Source organism: Phocaeicola oris (genome assembly GCF_021295095.1).
Taxonomy (GTDB): Bacteria; Bacteroidota; Bacteroidia; order Bacteroidales; family Bacteroidaceae; genus Phocaeicola; species Phocaeicola oris.
This window is the reverse complement of the sequence record NZ_JAJLQX010000001.1, coordinates 63,178-86,788: the sequence shown is the minus strand read 5'-3', so window position 1 is coordinate 86,788 and position 23,611 is coordinate 63,178. Positions and strand designations below refer to the sequence as shown.

Sequence of the window (23,611 nt, the reverse complement as noted above, 5' to 3'; positions counted from 1 at the left end):
ATCCTATAAAAATATTATGAAAAGAAGAGACTTTCTTAAGAGTTCTGCTATACTGGCAGTGGGAACAACGGTTCCTGCTATATCCCTTGCGGAAACTCGACAATCAAAATCAGGTGACATTTTGGACGCAAAGACAGCGAAGGAATCATTAATTGACTCTGCTCCCATGCTCCAAAATTACGCTGAAAACAGCATGGGTGTTGCATTTAGTGTAACCGATATGGCTAATGGCTTTGTCACCTATGGCGAGAAACCAGATTTGAGCGACGGTAAAACAGTCAAATGTGGTGGCTATCGGGTAACGGATATGAATGACAAAGTGATGCAAATTCGTTTAACCGGACTAAAACCTGCCACTACCTATTATTATAAGATAGGTGCCGACCGCATCTGTTATAAGGGCGGTTACGATATGCACATCCTTGGAACAGAAATTGATCCCCGTATTTATCATTTTACTACCGCCGGAAAAGAAGCCAAGGCGCATTTTTGCGTCATCAATGATACCCATGTTCAGTGGCCGGCTATCACCAAAATAGCCGATAAGTTGGCAGAGCTGAATCCGAGTTGTGTTGTTTGGAATGGTGATGCCTGCAATACAGAAGAGACTATCGAGGCACAGAAACGCATCTTCTTGAAACCGGAAATCAATCGGAAAGATTATGCGTCAGAAACGCCTTATCTGTTTTGCTGTGGCAATCATGATTCTCGTGGTCTGGCAAACCGGCACATGGAACGTGTTTGGATGTTTCGTCAGCCGGAAGAACGTCTATCACGCGACTGGGATTTGGGACGTAACTTTGCCGTTCGCATGGGCGATATAGCTCTAATCGGTTTAGATACTGCAGAGGATAAGTTGGATACAAACCCATTGTTTGCCGGTTTGTTCAGTAGTGAAGCTTACCGTGAAGCACAAAAACCTTGGTTACGCGAAGCGCTGAAGCAGCCGGAAATTATGTCCGCGCCCTATCTGATTGCTATCTGTCATATTCCGCTTTATGATCCTGACCCTACAGCTAATCCGGGAGATTTGCGTCCGGCAGATAAAGCTCCCAACTATAGTCCGGATTATGCTTCTTGGCAGAGAACATGTGCGCAGTTATGGACTCCTTTACTTCAAGAAGCAGGCTGTCAACTGATTATTACTGCTCATCAACATCTTTACCGTTACGATGCTCCTACACAAAATCGTCAATGGGCTCAAATAGTAGGCGGAGGTCCTAAAATGGATAAAGGAACAAAAGAATATCCCACCATCGTAGAAGGAGAGATTTCAGATAATAAATTGAAAATTACAGTCCATAACATTTTAGATAATAAGGTTCAGGATGTATTCACATTCGATTCGAGAAAAGTATAATACCAAAGTTATTCCAACATAACAAAGAGAGAGTCGCATTTTAATAGTACGGCTCTCTCTTTACATTATAAATATTACTCTAATTATTCAGTTTTCTTTTTCCGATACATATAATGAAATTTCCATTGGTGCCTAACTTTGCAGTATAAGCAAGAATACTTAGCGAATCATTATTCCCTGATATTAATAACTTCTTTTGTTTTTTAAAAGCCTTATGGTTCTTTTTTATCGCTCTCGATAATATTCTTCATCGTATCAGGCTTTATCATATTAACGCTATCAACCATCATACTATCCTGCTTTGCGACTATCGGTTTCTCTTTAGAATGTATGCGAAATAATTTAATATTGCTGATTATCATACTACGAGGCTTCGTATCCTCCTGCTGAAACATATATATAAATCCGTTTACCGACTTGATAGTAAAAGCAGAATCGCTGTTAAACATAAGTCTGTTATGTCCGGCATGAAGAATCTCCATCGTTTTTCCTTTCACGGAATCATTATTAAAAATAATATTCATTGCCATGATTGCTTTAACCGGCTTATTAGGAATATATGCTACATTCATTTCCAGATTGAAATAATCTCTCGGATGATAATTTGTATCAGCCAAAATGGAAAATTGAACCTTATTGTTCAAAGGGTCATCAGTAAGCAAATACAATGTATTCCCTTTCCAAACATCTACTGTATCGCCCGCCATTGAAATTCCTGTCTCATCCGATAGAATACCCATCTTGGCTTTAAGCTCGTTCCTATCATTTTCCATCCGCTTTTCTACCGCATCGTAGACTTGAGCTAATTCTTTTGCATGACGGGTATACCAAACCATTGAGGAATCGAACTGAGCCTCTGTAATACCATATTTATCGAAAACCGACTGGCGGAGCAAATCTTTCTCATAGTTCTTTTCAAAAGATATATTCTCATTCATTACAGCCGTGCGCTGATAGTCGTACAGTATCTTCTCCATCTCATCCGGTTTAATGACACCTCCAGGAATCTGTTTGCCACAACTCGAAAGAAACAGACAAGATATTACCATAAAAACAACTATTATCCTCTGCATTCCGTTTACTCTCTTCTATCCTCTTTAAATGCTCTACCTAACTCTTTATGGTAAAATATCAACAAAACAATAATTCCACAGCTGATGGCAGAATCGGCTATATTAAAAATCGGACTGAAGAATATAAAATGCCGACCTCCCCATATAGGAAGCCAATTAGGTAAATAAGTATCAATGATAGGAAAATAAAACATATCGACTACTTTCCCCTGAAACCATTCCCCATACCCTTGACCGATTGGAACCAACGATGCGATTTGTGAGTTTGTACTCTCATTAAAAATAACGCCATAGAACACACTATCAATGATATTACCTATAGCTCCTGCCATAATAAGCGCAATGCAGACAATATATCCGGTCTTTAGGTTTCGTTTAATGATATCTATTAAATACCAACCAATCAATACTACAGCCACGATTCTAAAACTTGTCAAGAAAAGCTTTCCAACCAATTCCATGCCAAAAGCCATGCCCATATTCTCCGTAAAGAATATCTGAAACCAGTCGGTAATATGAATACTCTCATGAAGGTACATGGTAGTCTTAACCAAAATCTTTACGATTTGGTCGACAAGTAACACCGTGACAATGATTGCTGCGGATAACTGTCCCTTCGACAAAAATTGTTTCATTCTTTAGCTCATTACTAATCGTGCATCAACGGATTGTTTCCTATTGATGCACGAACTTCATTATTTCACTCCTTTTTCTTTTGCCTCAATACTCAGTGTTGCATGAGGAACAGCACGTAAGCGTTCCTTGGGAATCAGCTTTCCTGTAGCCCGGCAAATGCCATAAGTCTTATTCTCAATACGAACCAAAGCAGCCTGAAGATTCTGAATGAATTTCAGTTGACGAGCAGCCAGACGAGTTGTCTCTTCTTTCGAAAGAGTATTGGCTCCTTCCTCCAGTACCTTATATGTAGGCGAAGTATCATCCACATCATTGCCATCTTGGTTCATAATACTACTCTTTAATTTATTGTAGTCCCGCTGAGCGAGCTCCAACTTCTCCATAATAATGGCACGAAACTCCTCAAGTTCCGCATCAGAATATCTTGTTTTCTCTGCCATAACATTTAAGTTTTAGGGTTATTGTTCTTTCTTTACATTAATCATGACTTTGAACTCATCCATATCAAGTTCGATGCCATCCTTTACCTCATCAACTAAATTCAGTGAATTAGCAAGTACTTGGTTACAAATATATGAATTATATTCTTTTACTGCATCGTCACTGACAGGATTTTTAGATAATTCAATAATAATTCTATCGGTTATCTCAAAACCACTGTTCTTACGAATATTCTGAATTCGGTTCACCAACTCACGTGCAATTCCCTCTTTACGGAGTTCTTCGGTAACAGTGACTTCCAATGCCACAGTGATATTACCTTCGTTAGCAACTTCCCATCCCTGAATATCCTGACTAAAGATTTCTACATCCTCCAAATCAACAGTAGCCAGTGTACCATCCAAATTAAATGTATAATGTCCTTCTTTCTCAAACAGAGCAATAGCTTCTTGCGACATTTCGTCAACTGCAGCAGCTATAGCCTTCATCTGCTTTCCAAACTTCGGACCTAACTTTTTGAAGTTACATTTAACTTTCTTTACTAAGATACCGGTAGTATTATCAAGCAACTTTATTTCCTTTACATTTACTTCGCTTTTTATCAAATCTTCAACAGCCCCAATATGTTTTCTTTGTTCCTCATCAATGACAGGAATAATAATGCTCTGCAGCGGTTGACGAACCTTGATACTAACCTTACGGCGAAGAGCCAGAACCATGGAAGTAACTTTCTGTGCCATCTCCATGCGAGCCTCCAGCTCCTTATCAATCAAAGCATCATCGGCTTTCGGAAAGAATGCCAAATGAACAGAAATAACATTCTTATCACGTCCTGTAACACTTATCAAATCTCTATATAGCATATCAGCATAAAATGGAGCGATAGGCGCCATTAATTTGGCAACGGTCTCTAAACAAGTATATAATGTCTGATAGGCAGCTAACTTATCCTCAGACATAGCACTGCCCCAGAAACGTTTACGGTTCAGACGAACGTACCAATTGCTCAAATTATCGTTTACAAACTCACTGATCAAACGTCCGGCCTTTGTCGGTTCATAATCTGCCAAATCCGCATCAACATTATTAATCAAAGTGTTTAACTCTGAAATAATCCAACGATCAATCTCCGGTCGATTTTCCATCGGTACATCCGGTTCCGAATAAATGAAGCCGTCAACATTGGCATAAAGCGCAAAGAATGAGTAAGTATTATATAAAGTACCGAAGAATTTACGCTTAACCTCATCCACTCCGGCTTCATCAAACTTCAGGTTATCCCAAGGAGAAGAATTGGTAATCATATACCAGCGTAAAGGATCGGAACCAAATTTTTCTATCTCTCCAAACGGTTCTATGGCATTACCCAGATGTTTAGACATTTTGTTACCGTCTTTATCGAGAACCAATCCGTTAGAAATAACGTTTTTATACGCGACACTGTCGAAAATCATTGTGGCAATGGCATGCAATGTAAAGAACCATCCACGTGTTTGATCCACACCTTCAGCGATAAAATCAGCCGGATAATAAGAACCACTATCAACCAATTCTTTGTTTTCAAACGGATAATGCAACTGCGCATAAGGCATGGATCCTGAATCGAACCATACATCAATCAGGTCTTCCTCACGCTTCATCGGTTTACCTGTTTCGGAAACCAAAATAATCTCATCTACATACGGACGGTGCAAATCTATCTTATCATAATTCTCCTTCGTATACTCACCGGGAGCAAAGCCTTCTTCTTTATACGGGTTCGACTTCATAAATCCGGCCTTGACAGACTTCTCTATTTCGTTATACAGTTCCTCTACAGAACCAATACAAATCTCTTTTCCATCCTCATCACGCCAAATAGGAAGCGGAGTTCCCCAATAGCGTGAACGGCTCAAGTTCCAATCATTCAAGTTTTCCAGCCACTTACCAAAACGTCCCGTACCGGTATATTCCGGTTTCCAATTGATAGTCTTGTTCAACTCCATCATACGTTCCTTGCAAGCGGTAGAACGGATAAACCAACTGTCTAACGGATAATAAAGAACCGGTTTGTCGGTACGCCAGCAATGCGGATAGTTATGTACATGCTTTTCTATCTTGAATGCCTGATCGTCAGCTTTCATCTTCATACACATGTAAATGTCGAGTGATTCGGTTGCTGCCGATGCTTTTTCGTCCCATTTTCCGTCGACAGTAAACTGCGGATCGTATGCATTCTTTACCCATCGTCCTTCATATTCCTTATATAAGTCCACATTGACACATGTCTTTACGAACTCATCATCCATATCACTCATCAAGTAGAACTTACCGGTAAGGTCGACCAACGGACATGGTTTTCCTTTTTTATTGACAATGTACAAAGGAGGAATTCCTGCAGCTTTTGATACCTTTGCGTCATCTGCGCCGAATGTCTGTGCAATATGAACGATACCGGTACCATCATCTGTTGTCACATAATCGCCCGGGATTACACGGAAGGCCTGATCTTCCGCGACTTTCCAATTACCTCTCTCGTCAGCATTGATAGGTTTCACCCACGGGAAGAGCTGTTCATATTTCATACCCAGCAGATCCGTTCCTTTATATTCTCCTATCACCTTGAACGGAATAATCTTATCACCCTTTTTATAGTCTTCCAGCGGAAGATTTTCACCTTTCTGATTAAAGTGTGTATATAACAGATTCTTTGCCAGCACAACAGTTATCTTCTCACCGGTATAGCCATTATAGCTCTGAACAGCTACATAATCTATCTTCGGACCTACACAGAGTGCCGTATTGGATGGCAATGTCCAAGGCGTGGTAGTCCATGCTATAAAGTAAGGTGTACCCCACTGATTCATTTCAGGCTTCGGGTCAATCATCTTGAACTGTGCCACCACAGTCGTATCCTTTACGTCACGATAGCATCCCGGAAGGCTCAGCTCATGTGAACTCAATCCTGTTCCTGCTGCCGGAGAGTACGGCTGAATAGTATATCCTTTATATAACAAATTCTTGTTGTAAAGCTGTTTCAACAGCCACCAAAGAGTTTCTATATAACGGTTATCATAAGTAATGTACGGATCTTCGGTATCCACCCAATATCCCATCTTATGCGTCAGGTCGGTCCACTCTTTAGTGTACTTCATGACGTCTTTACGACAGGCTGCGTTATAATCGCGGACAGAAATCTTTTTACCTATATCGACTTTTGTAATACCTAATGTCTTTTCTACACTCAGTTCTACAGGCAGTCCATGGGTATCCCACCCTGCTTTACGCTTTACCTGATAACCTTTCATTGTTTTGTACCGGCAAATAGTATCCTTAATAGTACGAGCCATTACATGATGAATACCCGGCATACCGTTGGCCGAAGGAGGCCCTTCGTAGAATATAAACGACGGATAACCTTCCCGTTCCGTCACACTCTTATCAAATACATCATTCGCTTCCCAATTTTTCAAGACCTCTTTGTTAACTTGTGAAAGATCAAGATGGGAGTGTTCAGCAAATTTCTTAGTCATAATTATATTGATATATTTATTTTCCTAATTTTAAGGGGCAAAGTTAGAATATTTTTTAGAGACACCGAAATATTTATCTTTAGTTTTTTATCAGACCTTTATTTATAAGCAGAAAATAACACGGTCATTTATTTTGAATAATTAGTAAAAAAAATCACCTATTTAATTAAGGTGCTATTATCTTTTTTCTATCTTTGCCATAAAACTAATAACAACATACTATGTTACGTAAAATCAGATTAACTTTTGCTATCTTCTTTTTCGTATGTATCACATTATTGTTCCTCGACTTTACCGGAACATTACATACTTATTTGGGATGGATGGCTAAAATCCAATTCTTGCCGGCGGTATTGGCATTAAATGTTATCGTGATCATCGCCCTAATAGTACTGACACTGCTTATGGGTCGAATCTATTGCTCAGTAATCTGTCCTATGGGCGTTATGCAAGATATCATGGCACGAATAGGCCGCTTGTTCAAACCGAAAAACAAAAGGAAACTTCCTTACTCCTATTCTCCAGCCAAATCATGGTTGCGATACTCCGTATTAGGTATCTTTATCATCGCTCTTATAGCCGGTATAGGCTCATTGGTCGCGTTAATCGCTCCGTATAGCTCTTTCGGGCGAATCGTTGCCAATCTGTTTCAGCCTCTCTATATCTGGGTGAATAATATCTTTGCGTATTTTTCCGAACGTGCAAACAACTACACGTTCTATAATGTAGATGTGTGGATGCGTAGCCTTCCTACATTCGTCATCGCCGCCGTTACATTTGTTATCGTATTTATTCTTGCTGCTCGTAACGGTCGTACCTACTGCAACACCATCTGTCCGGTGGGAACCGTTCTTGGCTTCCTTGCTCGCTTTTCATGGTTTAAGCCGGCCATCAATCCGGACAAGTGCATACAATGCGGTAAATGTTCACGCAACTGTAAAGCTGCCTGTATTGATTTCCGTAACTTCGCTTTCGACTATAGTCGCTGTGTTACTTGTGGCGACTGTATCACTACCTGCGACTCCGATGCTTTACATTATGTACATCTTTCGGGTGACGACAAAAAACATATTATTGAAGCAACCAAGAACAATGCCGAAAAGATAGCTGCCCGAAAAGTTGCCGCATTGAAGAAAGCGGCTGAGAAAACAAATCAAGCTACTGAAAACAAGCCTGAAGTAAAGAATGAGAAAATTGATAATTCACTCCGTTCCATTATTGCCACTACTGCCGTTATAGCTGGCGCATCCATTGCAAAAGCGCAGCAGAAAGCCGAGAAAGAAGTGGTTAAGCTTGATGGCGGTTATGCCGATATCATTGATAAAGTAGCTCCTAAACGTGCTACCCGCATTACTCCTCCGGGATCGAAAAGTATTGACAATATGTATCAGCATTGCACAGCCTGCCAACTGTGTGTGGCTGAGTGTCCTAACGAGGTACTTCGCCCGTCTACCGACTTAATGCACCTTATGCAACCGGTTATGTCGTACGAACGTGGCTATTGCCGTCCGGAGTGTAATCGTTGCTCACAGGTTTGTCCTGCCGGAGCTATCACTCCAATCACCGTTGAGGATAAAACCGCCGTACAAATCGGTCATGCCGTATGGAATAAAGACCTCTGTATAGTAAATACCGATGACGTAGAGTGTGGTAACTGTGCCCGCCATTGCCCGTCGGGAGCCATTACCATGGTTCCTAAGAATCCTGACGATCCGAAATCTCATCAGATTCCAACCGTTAACGAAGAACGTTGTATCGGTTGTGGTGCCTGCGAGAATCTTTGTCCGTCTCGCCCCATCAGTGCCATCTATGTGGAAGGACATGAAATTCACCGTACCGTTTAATAAGGAGGAATGATTATGAAAGATATGAATCGTCGTGATTTTATGAAAATAGTAGGCGGTGCCACAGCCACCACCGGTCTGGCAGCTTGCTCGCCTAAGAGAACCATAGACGCAGGTCCGGCCCCAACTAATCAAGGACCTGTTCCTACTGATAAAATGACTTATCGCACATTCCCGGGCTTTGTAGATGAAAAGATTTCTATCTTAGGCTATGGGTGTATGCGCTTTGCCGATATAGAGAACGTACCGCACGAGGGAAAAAACCCTTTGAATCAGGATGCAGTCAATAAACTTATCGACTATGCCATGGAGCACGGAGTGAACTATTATGACGTGGCTCCCGTATACAGTCAGGGATACGCCGAGAGAGCGACCGGTAATGCGCTAAAGCGTCATCCCCGTGACAAATTCTATGTGGCAACCAAGTTGTCAAATTTTTCCGATCCGAGTCGTGAGGTGGCCATGATGCTTTATAACAACTCGTTTAAAAACCTGCAGGTTGATGTTATCGATTTTTATCTGCTACACATGATTGGCGGTGGCGGAATGGAGCAGTTCAACAAACGTTTCATTGAAAACGGAATGATTGAATTCTTAAAGAAGGAACAAGAGAGAGGAAAAATTCGTCATTTAGGATTCTCTTTCCATGGTGATATCGCCTGCTTCGATTATGCTCTGAAAATGCATGACAACAAAGAGGTGAAATGGGATTTCGTACAGATACAAATGAACTTTGTCGACTGGAAACATGCCAGCGGATTCAATACTCCTGCCGAATATTTGTACGGAGAATTAGAGAAACGTGGCATTCCGGTGGTTATTATGGAACCGCTATTAGGAGGACGTTTGTCGAATGTCCCACAACATATTGTCAGCCGGCTCAAACAACGCGACCCGGGAAGCAGCGTAGCCTCTTGGTCGTTCCGTTATGCAGGTTCATTCCCCAAAATTATGACTGTCCTCAGCGGAATGGTGTACATGGAACATTTGCAGGATAATATTCGCACCTATTCCCCATTGAAAGAACTTACCGACGAAGAGAAGCAATTCCTCTACGACACGGCCGACCTGATGTCACAGTATCCTACCATTCCTTGTAACGACTGTAAATACTGCATGCCATGTCCTTACGGATTAGACATCCCGGCTATCTTTGTCCATTATAATAAATGTGTCAACGAGGGGAATGTTCCAAAGAGTCAGGAAGACCCGAATTATGCCGAAGCACGCAGAGCATTCCTCATCGGCTACGACCGGAGTGTGCCAAAACTTCGTCAGGCAGCACATTGCACAAGTTGTAATCAGTGTACTCCGCACTGTCCTCAGAACATACGCATTCCGCAGGAGATGCAGCGCATTGATAAGTTCATAGAAAATTTGAAGCAAAATACGCTGTAACACTATTAAATAATGATAAGGAGAATAGAAACAGACGCGATTTCTATTCTCCTTTTTTGTTTCTTTATACCACTATATAGTTGAGTGACACAAGCAGATTTATTTATCCGTCAGGCTTATTCAATCCCCCATAAAGAGATCGGAAAAAGTGATGCGTATGAATCATCCAACTCATCCGCATGAACTGATCAACTCATCCGCATGAATCGCCCGACTCATCCGCATGACTTGGCAAACTCATGCGGATGACTTTGACAAGTTCTTCTGATGAATACAGAAGTTCGTACATATCACCTTAGGCATTCAAACAGACCACTTCGGAACGAGATGCCGCGCCCTTAGCTAACGAACAAGCAACAACTGTTAAAAGGGTTTTATTTGGACGAAAGTAATAATAAAATAAATTTGCGATTTCGAACAGCATATAGTATCTTTGTAGCCGCTTTAAAGAAAAATATCAAAATATTAGATAATATGCTTACTATCAAACAAATTACTGATGATACGGAAGGTGTTATCCGCGGACTCGAAAAGAAGCATTTCAAAGATGCAAGGAAAGCTATAGAAGAAGTTATAGCTATCAATAACAAACGTAAGGCTGCTCAAAACCAATTAGATACAAACTTAGCTGAAGTCAACAGCATATCCCGTTCCATTGGTCAACTGATGAAAGAGGGAAAGAAAGAGGAAGCTGAAGCTGCCAAAGCTCGCGTTACTCAAATGAAAGATGGCAACAAAGCTTTGCAGGATGAAATGGAAAAGGCACAGGAAGATATGACCCAACTGCTTTACAATATTCCTAATGTTCCTTACCCTGAAGTTCCGGAAGGCGCAGACGCCAACGACAACGTTGTGGTTAAAGAAGGTGGAAAACGTACTGTTCTCCCTGAAAACCCGCTGCCACACTGGGAACTTGCCAAGAAATATAACATTATTGATTTTGATTTAGGGGTAAAGATTTCCGGAGCCGGATTCCCTGTATATATAGGTAAAGGCGCACGTTTGCAGCGTGCTCTCATCAATTTCTTCTTAGATGAAGCCCGCAAGTCCGGATATACAGAGATTCAGCCTCCTACGGTAGTGAATGCCGCGTCCGGTTACGGAACAGGTCAGTTGCCCGACAAAGAAGGTCAGATGTACCATTGTGAGGTGGACGATTACTATCTGATACCTACAGCCGAAGTTCCTGTTACCAATATCTATCGGGATGAGATTCTGGATGAGAAAGACCTCCCTGTTAAAAATTGCGCGTACACCGAGTGTTTCCGTCGTGAAGCCGGCTCATACGGTAAAGATGTCCGCGGACTGAACCGTCTGCATGAGTTCTCGAAAGTAGAGCTTGTCCGTATTGACAAACCGGAACACAGCCGTCAGTCGCACCAAGAAATGCTCGACCATGTAGAAGGATTGTTGCAGAAGCTGGAACTTCCCTACCATATTCTTCGCCTTTGCGGTGGTGATATGAGCTTCACATCCTCTATCTGCTATGATTTCGAGGTTTATTCAGAGGCTCAGCAACGCTGGTTGGAAGTCAGCTCTGTTTCCAATTTTGACACCTATCAGGCCAATCGCCTGCACTGCCGCTACCGTCGTGCTGATAATAAGAAGATAGAACTTTGTCATACACTGAATGGCTCGGCACTGGCATTGCCACGAATAGTAGCCGCCATTTTGGAAGACAATCAAACACCGGAAGGAATCAAGATTCCAAAGGTTTTAGTTCCGTATTGCGGATTCGATATGATTGACTGATGACATAAAAAACAGACACGAATCAAGACGGCTGCCCCAAAATCATTTTGAGGCAGCCGTCGTTTTCTCTACCATATTAGAGATTATAAAGATTTGATGCTTTTTCTCCCGTAGAAGCACTGTCGGGAAGTTCCGATAGTACTTTTTCTTCAGTAAAAGCATTATCGAGCGGCTCGCCGGTGCATCTTTCTTCAAAAAAGTGCTGTCGAGCTGCTCGACGGCTCATTTTCTCTCGTAAAAGTGTTAGCGAGCGGCTCGCCAACGCTTTTTCTTTCGTGGAAGCATTGTCGAGAAGTTCCGACAATACTTTTTCACTCGTAGAAGAGATTTCGGAGTTCCCGATAGTACTTTTTTTTCGTAGAAGCACTTTCGGGAAATAATAACTACTTTTATTTGCTTAGAATGCTATAACCGGACGGGCGGCGTAACCGTTCTGTTGGTCGCCTCCGGAAGTCTTCCAGAGTTTGGTAAAATAAATCTGCGTGGCATCCAATCGCAACACGCAAGCCTGTCCGTCCGACGAAGCTTCGTCGCAACACCATTCATACCAGTCTATTTGACCATTGTAGGGAAGATAGAATCCTGACTGCGGAATGATATGACTGTCTTCGTACCATTTGAGAACAGGGTTATTAGTTGTGGAGAAATATTTGGCAAACAGGTTGAGATATGACTGTTTCTCCTCTGCCGTGCTGAAACTCCAGCCCATGGTGTATATCTTTCCATAAGAATCTGTTCCGAAATGAATGTTATTTGCGTTCAGTCCTGCCAAATTCAAGAACATAAGGAACCATTGCCCTGTACTCGGCAGATACCAGCCACTGGTGTTAGTAGGCGTGGGCACATCTACCTGCACATCGGTGAAAGCCTGTCGCCAACCAGCCGTACCGTATTCCATCGCTGTGGGGATGGCAGCGGTATTTACATGATTGGCATAATGATTCTCCCATGTGTAGTCTTTTAGATATTTATCGTTAAGCATTTTGCAGGTGGTATATCCATCGAGGTTATTCATCATTGCCAGAGGTGCAGATGTCTGTATATCGTCAAAGAGATTGGGGGTCTCAGGATAATCCGTGTCCTCCGGTCCCCAAGCCGTTGGCCATGCAGCGTCGCGCAGAGCCACGGCATAACCATGCTTGAATCCGTTTTGACGGTCTTTCTCGCTCGTATAATTACTGAATACCAATGCCACGGGGAATTTGTCTGTATAGATTTCGAGTGGTCCCCATGTTCCGTCGTTGTAAAGGTAGTCGCCAACCTTGGGAACACGCTCGCTTAATTTCAGGATGATGTTTTTTGCCACGACGTGCTGCGCCGTAAAAGCCTGTCCTTTCAAATTGAGTTCCTTACGATAAGTCTCATTCTCGAAATTTGCCTCCACCGACAGCTTGCCGTAAAGTTTTTCATTGGAAGGCACCGCCACATAGACCCTTGCCTTGTCGTCATCCTGCGCTATCGAAGTTGCCGACATGGTAAGGAAATTGTTAGGCTCATATTTCTCCTCTGGATTTGCGCCAAACTTGAATGTTTCCGTACCTGCGAACAAGGCTGTGCTCTCACCGGCTTCCCTGGGCATATAGAAAATTGAGAGGTCTGAAAAATTACCGGCAGCCGAACCGTTCGCAGGCTGCAGGGCAAGTTGCATCACAGCTATCTTATGCGAAAAATTGAGCGACTTATCAGCCTTTCCCTCGGCATACAACAAATCGTAATTGGCTATGCTCTCAGGCTTTCCGTCTTGTCCGGAGAAGTCGATCGTCACTTTCAAATGATTGTTTTCTACATTTACGCTTATTTTATCATCAGTCTCATTATTCACTACAAAGAGTTTGCTCTCTTGGAATTTTTGTTTATCCCAGTAATCACTAACTTCACCCGTAAATTTTGCGACACCACCGTTTATTTCATTAACTGTCATCTCTACGGTCTTCATTTCATCGTTCCAACCATAGAAACCGACCGTTATCTTATCCCCCATTTTCCACGAAGTCTTCAATCCGCACGTCTCATCGGGCCGGGTTTCCACGCGTGTTGAGGGTATACTCGCCTTTTCGTTCGTCTCAGAGAAAATAATGTTTCCCCACAAAGCTACCTCAAACTTATCCCCCACCTCTTCCGTCGACTTCTTTTCATCAACTATTTCGTTCGAGCAAGATACCGCCGTTAAAGTCAATACGGCAAGTATGCCGGCATATACACCGGCTTTTATCTTCTTTAATAATGTCATCATCATTCTTTCTTTTTTGTGTTATTGACTAATTTTAATCATTCCCCCAATCGTCACTCCCCGAATCGTCGTTGTCCAATGTCCAATCATCGACTCTTCCAGTCTGTGACGATGCACATACAATGTTGTTAATCTCTACCTTTATAACCTCTATCAGAGGACATACATAATTCTTTTTCATACTTCTTTCTTTTCACTTGTTTAATATGATTATTTTATTTTCCCAAATGTTCTGTTTTAACGCGATAAAAATGCTCTTATTTCGCAGTATTGTGTCGTGAAGAAAACACATGAAAAAAGGCAAAGGCCATCCTCTCGGAATGCCTTTGCCTGCTATGTTTGTGGCACGCTTACGCGCGCGTATAAAAAGACGGAAAAATGTGCCTAAGTATGGGCGGTTAGAATGTGTGTGTGTGTGTGTGTGTGTGTTAGCAAATTATTTGGAATGCCCAAATAATTTGTCTTAAAATTCACGTTATGATTAAAATAGTTTCGCACTTTACACATTTATATAATAGGATGTAAATCACCACGTTGATGATTTCGGTGGCAAAGTTAAATATTAAGTTTGAATTGGGCAAGGAAAAACGAGTTAAAAACAAACATCAGTGTTTTTCATAATATATACAACCATCATTATGAGTGTTTAGGGAGAGAAGTATCAACATTTGAAGTGATGACCATTAATTTCGACACAACTCTTTTTTATGCATAATAACCATCTTTTCTTTTTTACATTTAAATTATTATCGTACTTTTGTTAGCGTAATGTCTAATACACTAACTTAAAGCATAGCATAATGAATAAAATTGTAGCAAAAGAGCAGTTTTCCGATAAAGTATTCAAGTTTGTCGTAGAAGCTCCACTCATAGCTAAATCGCGCAAAGCAGGCAACTTTGTAATTGTCCGTGTGGGGAAAAAAGGTGAGCGCATGCCCCTGACCATAGCCGATGCCGATATAGAGAAAGGTACCATTACTCTTGTTGTACAAAAAGTAGGACTCTCTTCTACCCGGCTCTGTGAATTGAACGCAGGCGATAACATTACCGATGTAGTAGGTCCTTTAGGTAAACCTACTCATATAGAAAATTTCGGAACCGTGATTTGTGCCGGAGGCGGTGTTGGCGTTGCTCCCATGCTGCCCATCATACGTGCTTTAAAGAAGGCTGGAAACAGAGTATTATCGGTCATCGCCGGCCGTTCAAAAGACCTTATCATTATGGAAAAGGAAGTCCGCGAGAGCAGTGATGAGGTTATCATTATGACCGATGACGGAAGCTACGGAGAAAAAGGTGTAATAACCATTGGTATAGAAAAATTTATCCGGCAAGAGCCTCATATCAATAAGGTCTATGCTATCGGTCCTCCCATCATGATGAAGTTCTGTTGTCTGTTAGCTCAAAAATATACTATTCCGTGTGAAGTTTCACTAAATACTATTATGGTGGATGGTACCGGTATGTGCGGTGCCTGCCGACTGACTATTGGCGGAGAAACAAAGTTTGTCTGCATTGATGGCCCTGAGTTCGACGGAGCATTGGTAGACTGGGATGAGATGTTCAAGCGAATGAGAACGTTTAAGAATGTGGAACAGGAAGAAATGGAGCATTACGCCGAACATATGAATAGCATTGAAGAACCTACGGTGAAAGCAGATGCCAACGACATTACAATGGATGATGATCCAACGAATGATACCATAGATATATTAACCGACCGAAATGCTCCATGGCGCAAAGATTTACGTGCTTCCATGAAGCCGAAAGAACGGAATGCCATAGAACGTGTAATCATGCCTGAGTTAGCTCCTGCATATCGTGCTAAAACTCGATTGGAAGAAGTGAATAAAGGATTGACGAAAGAGATGGCAATGACAGAGGCAAAACGTTGTCTGGACTGTGCTAACCCCACTTGTGTAGAAGGATGTCCCGTGAACATCAACATTCCTTCGTTCATTAAGAATATAGAACGTGGGCAGTTTTTGGCAGCGGCAAAGGTTTTGAAAAACACTTCGGCACTGCCTGCCGTATGTGGGCGTGTCTGTCCTCAAGAGAAACAATGCGAGAGCAAATGTATCCACCTGAAGATGGGAGGAAAAGCTGTTGCCATCGGTCATTTGGAGCGTTTTGCCGCTGACTTTGAGCGTGAGAGCGGATTGATTTCCATCCCCGACATTGCTCCATCGAATGGAATAAAAGTCGCGGTAGTTGGTTCAGGCCCTTCAGGATTAAGCTTTGCCGGTGATATGGCAAAGAACGGCTATGAGGTATATGCATTTGAGGCTTTACATGAAATAGGCGGTGTACTGAAATATGGCATTCCCGAATTCCGTCTGCCCAATCGTATCGTCGATGTTGAAATAGAGAACCTTCGTAACATGGGTGTCCATTTCCAGACCGACTGCATCGTAGGGAAAACAATCAAGGTGGAAGAATTGGAAGAGAAAGGCTTCAAAGGTATCTTTATAGGTTCGGGAGCCGGTCTGCCTAACTTTATGGGAATCCCGGGAGAGAACGCCATCAATATTCTATCAAGTAATGAGTATCTGACTCGTGTAAATCTGATGGATGCAGCCAATCCGCTTGCTGATACACCTATCAATTTAGGAAAGAAAGTAATGGTAGTAGGTGGTGGTAATACCGCTATGGACTCTGCCCGTACAGCCAAACGACTGGGTGCCGACGTAACACTGGTTTATCGCCGTTCGGAACAAGAAATGCCTGCCCGTTTAGAGGAAGTAAAACATGCTAAAGAAGAAGGTATCAAGTTTATGACACTGCATAACCCTATTCAATATCTGACAGACGAAGAGGGGGCTGTGAAAGCTGCCATATTGCAAGTGATGCAATTGGGTGAGCCTGATGCAAGTGGCAGACGCAAGCCTGTTGCTGTAGAAGGGCAAACCGTAGAGTTGGAGGTTGATCAGGTAGTGGTAGCTGTCGGAGTATCTCCTAACCCACTCGTTCCGAAGAGCATCCCCGGATTGGAACTGGGACGGAAGAACACTATCGTAGTAAACGAGGATATGCAAAGCAGTCGACCGAATTTGTTCGCCGGAGGAGATATTGTTCGTGGGGGAGCAACGGTTATTCTGGCCATGGGAGACGGCAGAAAAGCAGCGGCAGCAATGGATAAGAAACTAAGTAAAAAAAATTAATTACTTATTTAATAAGAAGAAGAAAAAGGATATGGGAGGAATTCCGTATCCTTTTTTAGTCTCTAAACAATTCAAAAGTAAACTTACATCCTACTCCCATCTTATCGCCATTCATATTGTTAACAAAGACACCTGCATCAAAGATATGGGTACCTATTCCATAACCTAACTCGACATACGATTTGATTCCGGGCATTCTGAGCAAGCCCAAATAAAGACGTTCAACTTGCACACGGCCTAACCATTTGTTAAGCGGGCGAAGAAGAATAAACGGAGACTCGTACGTAAAATGACCACGGATATACCTACGGGAGGTGTTGAACCAACGACTTGCCAACAATTGGAAAGTGCCTCCTATCTCATCATTCCAATCTTCCGGGACATTATGCCGACGGAAGTTTTCAAAATCGACGAAATACATTCCTCTATGTCTTGTAAACGCACCGCCTCCCAAACGGTAACTAACACTCTTAATACTGGTCAGCTTGATATGTTGGCGAATATCAACTTCAATACGTTCGTATGTGCCCCGACAACCAAAGATTCTTGGAAAGGCACGCTCATAATCAATGGAAAAAGTAGGCAATACGGATGGCAGATTCATCTTACGTTTGCCATTCATATAATAATATTGATGAGGTGTCCATTGGACTACAATACGTGGAGCAAAACTATTATAAGAATAATCTATATTACGCAACTTAGCCCATTCTTTGCCTGTAAGAGGATGTCGCAACTCAATGCTTGATCTATTCACCAGTGTTCTATGATGCATGTTAATACCTAACTTAATAGTCAGTCCGTTCACCACTTCAATACTGTTCATCAGTTCAACATTGATATCCTTAAAATAGTCCATATCCTTTTTATTCATATTGAATGTACTATCAGGCCATTCTTTCAGCTGATCAATTACCATACTACTGAATATCCGTCGGTTATTACCGGCTGTCAATTCTATACTCCCCTGTTTCTGTGGCCAATATTGCCACTCTGTATTCAATTTTAAGTACAACTGCTTATCTTTAAAGTTGTAACCTATTTGAGGCGCAACCCTCAGCATCCGCTCAGAATTTGTAAAGAAACGATTATACTTAAACTTCTGTCGGTATGACCAACCACGACTGTGACTATAATCTAACAAGAACGGATTAAGTAATGGAGAGCATTTCACACTACCTATTCCTTTCAGATTTAAATAATAATTATCGGTCAGCATATCACCTACCTGTCCCCAAAATACTTGACTTTTGGTACGCAATCGCTGTTTCTTATATTTCTTTTTTTCTATATCAGCCTGTCGCATATAGTAGGAGAAATACAATGCCAATTCATCACTCGACAACGGTTTGGGGCGAAACTGTTCAAACTCTCTTTGCGTATTAATAAGTTTGGTTGTATCAACAGAAAGGGTATATGATTTAGTCAGGTCATGACGGTGTTTATTTCTTCGCTTACGTCTTTTTGCAAATTCACTATACAGTTTAATATTCTTATAAGTCATATCCGCAGTAGCTTTCATCTGTAAGTCATTCCATGCAAACTTGAAGCGCAAGTCTAAATCATAATGAACAGGAACAAACTCCTCATGTCCCTTGTCGCCCATATCCACTTTCATTTTAAAAAGAATGACATCGTAAATGCCTTCTATGTAGATAGTCTGAATATTCCATGAATGTTCTTTTACCCACATATAACCGGAAACTAATTGTGTACTTTTAAACTTGGGAACGATACGTATCTTATACCTATAAGCTTTCTCATTGGGCACTATTGAGTCCATATAATACTTATAATACTTTTTATTCGCTCTATCCAATGGAGACAAAATTTTATTCGTCATCATTGTAGCAGAGTAAACATTCAGATTGATATAATCGTACACATCTGTAATCTGACCCTTATTTTTAGGGAAAGTACTTACATTCGCCTTTATCTTACGGTCGTATATATCAGGGGCGGTATAATGAATCTCACTCACCGATTCGTTAATATAATCCTTCACTCCTTTTTCGAAACGAATCATAGAAGGCACATAACGAACCCAATGATTGGATTTATGAACGTGCAGATGAGCTTTAATATAAAGTTCAGCATCGTACTCATCTATAAGACGCGAATAACGACCGGCATAATAAAATATATTTTGAAGGATGCCGATATTCACCTCTTCCCTATTTCTCAGACTATCTTTCTCCTCTTCAGCCATCATCCGGAAAGGGATAAGTATTATAAAGAACAGAAAAAGTATGTGAACAGGTCTTCGCATTTTTAAATTTTATAATAATGAGCAAATATACAATAAAAATCATATTGAAAAAATAGATTGACATAAATGCTCGTATTAAATGAAAAGAATGTAAATTTGCAAGCAACAACCAATAAAGAAAGACAATATGTCCAAAATGAGATTTTTTGCACTCCAAGAGTTAGCTAACCGTCAACCGGTAGATGTTCCATATCCATCGGGTAACCTGTCGGATTACTATGGTGATCATGTTTTTAATAGGAAGAAAATGCAAGAATATCTTCCGCAAGCAGCTTATAATGCTGTGATTGAAGCCATAGAAAATGGCACGCCAATCAATCGGGATATGGCTGATATGATTGCCAATGGAATGAAATCTTGGGCAAAAACACTGGGTGTCACTCATTATACACACTGGTTCCAGCCATTGACTGATGGCACTGCAGAAAAACATGATAACTTTATAGAATTAGATAAGAACGGAGATGTGATAGAACATTTCTCAGGCAAATTACTTGTGCAACAAGAGCCGGATGCTTCTTCTTTCCCCAGCGGAGGTATCAGAAACACTTTTGAAGCTCGCGGATACACTGCTTGGGACGTTTCATCACCGGCATTTGTCGTTGATAAGACACTGTGTATTCCAACTATTTTCATCTCATACACCGGTGAAGCTCTGGACTATAAAACTCCATTACTGAAAGCCTTAGCAGCTGTTGATAAAGCTGCAACTGCTGTATGCAAGATGTTCGACAAGAATGTGAAGCGCGTTGGAGCCAATTTGGGATGGGAACAGGAATATTTCTTAGTTGACATTGCTCTTTACAATGCACGTCCTGATCTGATTCTTACAGGTAGAACTTTGATGGGACACTCCTCAGCAAAAGATCAACAGTTGGATGACCATTATTTTGGTTCTATTCCACCTCGTGTAACAGCATTTATGAAAGAGTTGGAATTGGAATGCTATCGACTGGGTATTCCGGTAAAAACCCGTCACAATGAAGTCGCTCCAAATCAATTTGAGCTGGCACCTATCTTTGAAGATGTTAACTTAGCCAATGACCATAACCAATTGCTCATGGATTTGATGAAACGCATTGCCAATAAACACAACTTCACAATTTTGCTCCATGAGAAACCATTTAAAGGTGTTAATGGTTCAGGAAAACATAATAATTGGTCGCTCTGTACAGACACAGGTATTAATTTGTTTGCTCCTGCCAAGACTCCGGAAGGAAACATGTTATTCCTAACTTTCATTGTCAACGTTCTGATGATGGTTTACAAAAATCAAGACTTGCTTCGTGCCTCAATCATGAGTGCAGGAAATTGTCATCGTTTGGGAGCTAATGAAGCCCCTCCGGCCATTCTTTCCATCTTCCTTGGCAAACATCTTTCTCACATGCTCGATGATATAGTAGAGCGTCTAAACGATGCCGAGTTATCTTCAGAAGAAAAACGACAATTACAATTGGGTATAGGACGTATTCCCAGCATCATCCAAGATAGTACCGATAGGAACCGCACTTCACCTTTCGCCTTCACGGGTAATCGCTTCGAGTTCCGTGCGGCAGGTTCATCAGCTAATTGTGCGTCTCCTATGATAGCCATCAACGCAGGTATGGCACATCAGTTACGTGAGTTTAAAGCTCAGGTAGATGAATTGAAGAAAAATGGATTAGATCAGGAACACGCTATCTATAAGGTATTACGAGAGTTAATAATCGCCTCAAAGAATATTCGTTTTGAAGGGGACGGATACTCAAACGAGTGGAAAAAGGAAGCTGAAAAACGTGGTCTGACCAATACAAGCAGCGTTCCGGAGGCTATCATGAAACTCAATGACCCGCAATCGCGTGAAGTACTCATCGGTGAGAAAATCTTCAATGAAAACGAATTGAAGAGCCGTATAGAAGTAGATCTGGAGAAATACACCAAGAAAGTTCAGATAGAAAGTCGTGTATTGGGTGATCTGGCTATCAATCATATTGTTCCTACTGCTGTAATCTATGAGAACAGGCTACTGCAAAATCTTCACTTCATGAAAGAAGTATTTGATGAGGATGAATATAAAGAATTATGCGCAAACAGGAAAGATTTGATACGGGAAATTCAGCATCGTATCCTTATCATCAAGAAAGAAGTAAATGATATGACAGAAGCACGAAAGGTTGCCAATCATTTAGATAATGATATTGATAAGGCTTTTAAATACAGTGAAAATGTCAGTCCTTATTTGGAATCCATCCGTGACCATATAGACCATTTGGAACTGGAAATTGATGATGAAATATGGCCTTTACCTAAATATAGAGAATTGCTCTTTACAAAATGAGAGAAAAAATGAGGAAGAATTCCTTTCTTTCTCTTTTTTTTAATACAAATGAAATAATATTAAATATTTCTTATTATATTTGTGCTCTATAACATGGTTATTTAGCATAATATAATGGTTAAAAAGGAACTGTCAAATACTGAGATCGCTGAAAGCATCCCTGATTTGTGGAACCCTCTCACCCCCAAACAGAGAGAGCTTCTTGCACAAAATTTTTCCGTACATAAGTACAAGAAGAACGAGTTAATTTATTGTGAAGGTGAAAAGCCTAAATTCATTATCTGTCTGCTCAGCGGGAAAGTAAAAATATTTAAAGAGGGAGTAGGAGGAAGAAACCAAATTATGCGTGTAGTTAAAGAAAAAGAATATTTCGGTTATCGTGCCTACTTTGCTGAAGAGAATTATCTGACTGCCGCGTCTGCTTTTGAGGGATGTATCGCATGCCTTATTCCGATGACTACCATTTCTACTTTAATTATACAAAATTCCGACTTAGCCTTATTCTTCATCAAACAGCTTTCAAAAGACTTGGGAATATCTGATGAACGTACAGTCAATCTTACACAAAAGCATATTCGAGGCCGTCTGGCAGAATCTCTTTTATTTTTAAAAGATACCTACGGAGTAGAGGAGGATGAGTCTACATTAAGTATTTATCTCTCCCGTGAGGATTTGGCTAATTTATCTAATATGACTACTTCCAATGCAATTCGTACCCTTTCGAACTTTGCATCCGAAAAAATCATTGCTATTGACGGTCGAAAGATAAAGCTAATTAATCTTGATAAATTGATGAAAATAAGTAAAATAGGCTAACTATTTTATAGCTTGACGAATACGCACTAATTTCTCCAACAAACCTTCAAGTAAATTTAATTTTAACATGTTTGCTCCATCGCTTTTAGCTACGGAAGGATTTTCGTGTGTTTCAATAAACACTCCGTCCACCCCTACGGCTACTCCGGCCTTCGCTATGGTTTCTATCATCTGAGGCTGACCTCCTGTTACTCCGCTGCTTTGATTCGGACGTTGAAGAGAATGAGTTGCATCTAAAATGACAGGATGACCAAAGGACTGCATTACAGGTATTCCTCGAAAATCAACAATGAGATCCTGATAACCGAATGTTGTTCCTCTATCAGTTAACATTACTTTATTATTTCCCATCTCGGTTATCTTATTAGCAGCAAACTGCATAGAATCGGGCGCAAGAAATTGTCCCTTTTTTATATTGACAATTTTGCCCGTCTTGGCAGCTGCAACCAATAAATCTGTCTGACGACAGAGAAATGCCGGAATTTGAAGTACATCAACATACTCGGCAGCCATCTCTGCTTCACCTGATGCATGAATATCTGTCACTACCGGGACATCGAATGTTTCACGAACCTTACGTAACACTCTTAATGCTTTCTCGTCTCCAATACCTGTAAACGAATCCAAACGGGAACGATTTGCCTTTCTATACGAACCTTTAAAAATATAAGGAATGCAAAGTCTGTCAGTAATATTAACAATACGCTCAGCTATACGGAGTGCCATGTCTTCCCCTTCAATAACACATGGTCCGGCCAACAAGAAGAAATTATCGGAGTGTTTTAAATCTTCAAAAGTAATCATA

Annotated in this window: 17 protein-coding genes; 7 read left to right on the top strand and 10 right to left on the bottom strand. The window is 41.1% G+C overall.

Features of this window, described 5'->3' with window-relative positions; genetic code table 11:
• The first annotated feature begins 16 nt into the window (after positions 1-16).
• Positions 17-1,360, top strand: coding sequence for a metallophosphoesterase (locus tag LO761_RS00410; protein WP_272816359.1), 1,344 nt, complete (start codon positions 17-19; stop codon positions 1,358-1,360).
• A 212-nt stretch (positions 1,361-1,572) separates the two neighbouring features.
• Here LO761_RS00410 and LO761_RS00405 read toward each other — a convergent pair whose 3' ends face one another.
• From LO761_RS00405 to ileS, 4 genes are read right to left on the bottom strand one after another with little or no spacing between them, the layout of a single operon-like run.
• On the bottom strand, positions 1,573-2,409 hold the full coding sequence (locus LO761_RS00405) for a DUF4296 domain-containing protein (RefSeq protein ID WP_272816358.1): 837 nt from the start codon (positions 2,407-2,409) through the stop codon (positions 1,573-1,575).
• Between the two features lie 29 nt (positions 2,410-2,438).
• Complete coding sequence (locus tag LO761_RS00400) at positions 2,439-3,068, bottom strand: lipoprotein signal peptidase (RefSeq protein WP_272816357.1); 630 nt, start codon at positions 3,066-3,068, stop codon at positions 2,439-2,441.
• A 60-nt stretch (positions 3,069-3,128) separates the two neighbouring features.
• Positions 3,129-3,509 carry a TraR/DksA family transcriptional regulator gene (locus tag LO761_RS00395; protein ID WP_272816356.1) on the bottom strand — a complete coding sequence of 127 codons (381 nt, stop codon included), beginning with the start codon at positions 3,507-3,509 and terminating at the stop codon, positions 3,129-3,131.
• An 18-nt stretch (positions 3,510-3,527) separates the two neighbouring features.
• Positions 3,528-7,022: an isoleucine--tRNA ligase gene (gene ileS / locus LO761_RS00390; RefSeq protein ID WP_272816355.1), complete on the bottom strand. Its 3,495-nt coding sequence runs from the start codon at positions 7,020-7,022 to the stop codon at positions 3,528-3,530.
• 221 nt (positions 7,023-7,243) lie between these two features.
• Between ileS and LO761_RS00385 the strand changes: the two genes are divergently transcribed.
• Positions 7,244-8,866 (top strand): 4Fe-4S binding protein, encoded by a 1,623-nt coding sequence (locus LO761_RS00385; RefSeq protein WP_272816354.1) that lies wholly within the window; start codon positions 7,244-7,246, stop codon positions 8,864-8,866.
• Positions 8,867-8,875: 9 nt separating this feature from the next.
• Complete coding sequence (locus tag LO761_RS00380) at positions 8,876-10,264, top strand: aldo/keto reductase (RefSeq protein ID WP_407951528.1); 1,389 nt, start codon at positions 8,876-8,878, stop codon at positions 10,262-10,264.
• 295 nt (positions 10,265-10,559) lie between these two features.
• Here the strand turns inward: LO761_RS00380 and LO761_RS00375 are convergent, their stop codons facing one another.
• Positions 10,560-10,688 (bottom strand): hypothetical protein, encoded by a 129-nt coding sequence (locus tag LO761_RS00375; protein ID WP_272816352.1) that lies wholly within the window; start codon positions 10,686-10,688, stop codon positions 10,560-10,562.
• A 50-nt stretch (positions 10,689-10,738) separates the two neighbouring features.
• On the opposite strand from LO761_RS00375, the gene serS reads away from it, so the two are divergent.
• Positions 10,739-12,016 (top strand): serine--tRNA ligase, encoded by a 1,278-nt coding sequence (serS, locus tag LO761_RS00370; protein ID WP_272816351.1) that lies wholly within the window; start codon positions 10,739-10,741, stop codon positions 12,014-12,016.
• A 76-nt stretch (positions 12,017-12,092) separates the two neighbouring features.
• Here serS and LO761_RS00365 read toward each other — a convergent pair whose 3' ends face one another.
• The 3 genes from LO761_RS00365 to LO761_RS00355 all read right to left on the bottom strand — a co-directional run bounded on the left by LO761_RS00365 (position 12,093) and on the right by LO761_RS00355 (position 14,427).
• A complete protein-coding gene (locus LO761_RS00365) occupies positions 12,093-12,320 on the bottom strand; it encodes a hypothetical protein (RefSeq protein ID WP_272816350.1) in 228 nt (75 codons plus the stop codon).
• 93 nt (positions 12,321-12,413) lie between these two features.
• A complete protein-coding gene (locus LO761_RS00360; protein ID WP_272816349.1) occupies positions 12,414-14,249 on the bottom strand; it encodes a hypothetical protein in 1,836 nt (611 codons plus the stop codon).
• A 31-nt stretch (positions 14,250-14,280) separates the two neighbouring features.
• The gene (locus LO761_RS00355; RefSeq protein ID WP_272816348.1) at positions 14,281-14,427 is read right to left on the bottom strand and encodes a hypothetical protein; all 147 of its coding nucleotides are present in this window, start codon (positions 14,425-14,427) and stop codon (positions 14,281-14,283) included.
• A 619-nt stretch (positions 14,428-15,046) separates the two neighbouring features.
• Between LO761_RS00355 and LO761_RS00350 the strand changes: the two genes are divergently transcribed.
• Complete coding sequence (locus LO761_RS00350) at positions 15,047-17,404, top strand: bifunctional dihydroorotate dehydrogenase B NAD binding subunit/NADPH-dependent glutamate synthase (protein ID WP_272816347.1); 2,358 nt, start codon at positions 15,047-15,049, stop codon at positions 17,402-17,404.
• 55 nt (positions 17,405-17,459) lie between these two features.
• Here LO761_RS00350 and LO761_RS00345 read toward each other — a convergent pair whose 3' ends face one another.
• Positions 17,460-19,673 (bottom strand): DUF5686 family protein, encoded by a 2,214-nt coding sequence (locus tag LO761_RS00345; RefSeq protein WP_272816346.1) that lies wholly within the window; start codon positions 19,671-19,673, stop codon positions 17,460-17,462.
• Between the two features lie 127 nt (positions 19,674-19,800).
• On the opposite strand from LO761_RS00345, the gene LO761_RS00340 reads away from it, so the two are divergent.
• Entirely contained in the window at positions 19,801-21,990 is a 2,190-nt protein-coding gene (locus tag LO761_RS00340) for a glutamine synthetase III family protein (protein WP_272816345.1), read from the top strand.
• A 114-nt stretch (positions 21,991-22,104) separates the two neighbouring features.
• Positions 22,105-22,806 carry a Crp/Fnr family transcriptional regulator gene (locus LO761_RS00335; RefSeq protein ID WP_272816344.1) on the top strand — a complete coding sequence of 234 codons (702 nt, stop codon included), beginning with the start codon at positions 22,105-22,107 and terminating at the stop codon, positions 22,804-22,806.
• Here LO761_RS00335 and kdsA read toward each other — a convergent pair whose 3' ends face one another.
• Positions 22,807-23,610 (bottom strand): 3-deoxy-8-phosphooctulonate synthase, encoded by an 804-nt coding sequence (kdsA, locus tag LO761_RS00330; protein WP_272816343.1) that lies wholly within the window; start codon positions 23,608-23,610, stop codon positions 22,807-22,809.
• Position 23,611: the final 1 nt, after the last annotated feature.

Excerpts from the sequence above, each read along its gene's own strand:
- LO761_RS00410 (WP_272816359.1), top strand. The coding sequence starts at position 17 with ATGAAAAGAAGAGACTTTCTTAAGAGTTCTGCTATACTGGCAGTGGGA.
- LO761_RS00405 (WP_272816358.1), bottom strand. The coding sequence starts at position 2,409 with ATGGTAATATCTTGTCTGTTTCTTTCGAGTTGTGGCAAACAGATTCCT.
- LO761_RS00400 (WP_272816357.1), bottom strand. The coding sequence starts at position 3,068 with ATGAAACAATTTTTGTCGAAGGGACAGTTATCCGCAGCAATCATTGTC.
- LO761_RS00395 (WP_272816356.1), bottom strand. The coding sequence starts at position 3,509 with ATGGCAGAGAAAACAAGATATTCTGATGCGGAACTTGAGGAGTTTCGT.
- ileS (WP_272816355.1), bottom strand. The coding sequence starts at position 7,022 with ATGACTAAGAAATTTGCTGAACACTCCCATCTTGATCTTTCACAAGTT.
- LO761_RS00385 (WP_272816354.1), top strand. The coding sequence starts at position 7,244 with ATGTTACGTAAAATCAGATTAACTTTTGCTATCTTCTTTTTCGTATGT.
- LO761_RS00380 (WP_407951528.1), top strand. The coding sequence starts at position 8,876 with ATGATTATGAAAGATATGAATCGTCGTGATTTTATGAAAATAGTAGGC.
- LO761_RS00375 (WP_272816352.1), bottom strand. The coding sequence starts at position 10,688 with ATGCTGTTCGAAATCGCAAATTTATTTTATTATTACTTTCGTCCAAAT.
- serS (WP_272816351.1), top strand. The coding sequence starts at position 10,739 with ATGCTTACTATCAAACAAATTACTGATGATACGGAAGGTGTTATCCGC.
- LO761_RS00360 (WP_272816349.1), bottom strand. The coding sequence starts at position 14,249 with ATGATGACATTATTAAAGAAGATAAAAGCCGGTGTATATGCCGGCATA.
- LO761_RS00355 (WP_272816348.1), bottom strand. The coding sequence starts at position 14,427 with ATGAAAAAGAATTATGTATGTCCTCTGATAGAGGTTATAAAGGTAGAG.
- LO761_RS00350 (WP_272816347.1), top strand. The coding sequence starts at position 15,047 with ATGAATAAAATTGTAGCAAAAGAGCAGTTTTCCGATAAAGTATTCAAG.
- LO761_RS00345 (WP_272816346.1), bottom strand. The coding sequence starts at position 19,673 with ATGCGAAGACCTGTTCACATACTTTTTCTGTTCTTTATAATACTTATC.
- LO761_RS00340 (WP_272816345.1), top strand. The coding sequence starts at position 19,801 with ATGTCCAAAATGAGATTTTTTGCACTCCAAGAGTTAGCTAACCGTCAA.
- LO761_RS00335 (WP_272816344.1), top strand. The coding sequence starts at position 22,105 with ATGGTTAAAAAGGAACTGTCAAATACTGAGATCGCTGAAAGCATCCCT.
- kdsA (WP_272816343.1), bottom strand. The coding sequence starts at position 23,610 with ATGATTACTTTTGAAGATTTAAAACACTCCGATAATTTCTTCTTGTTG.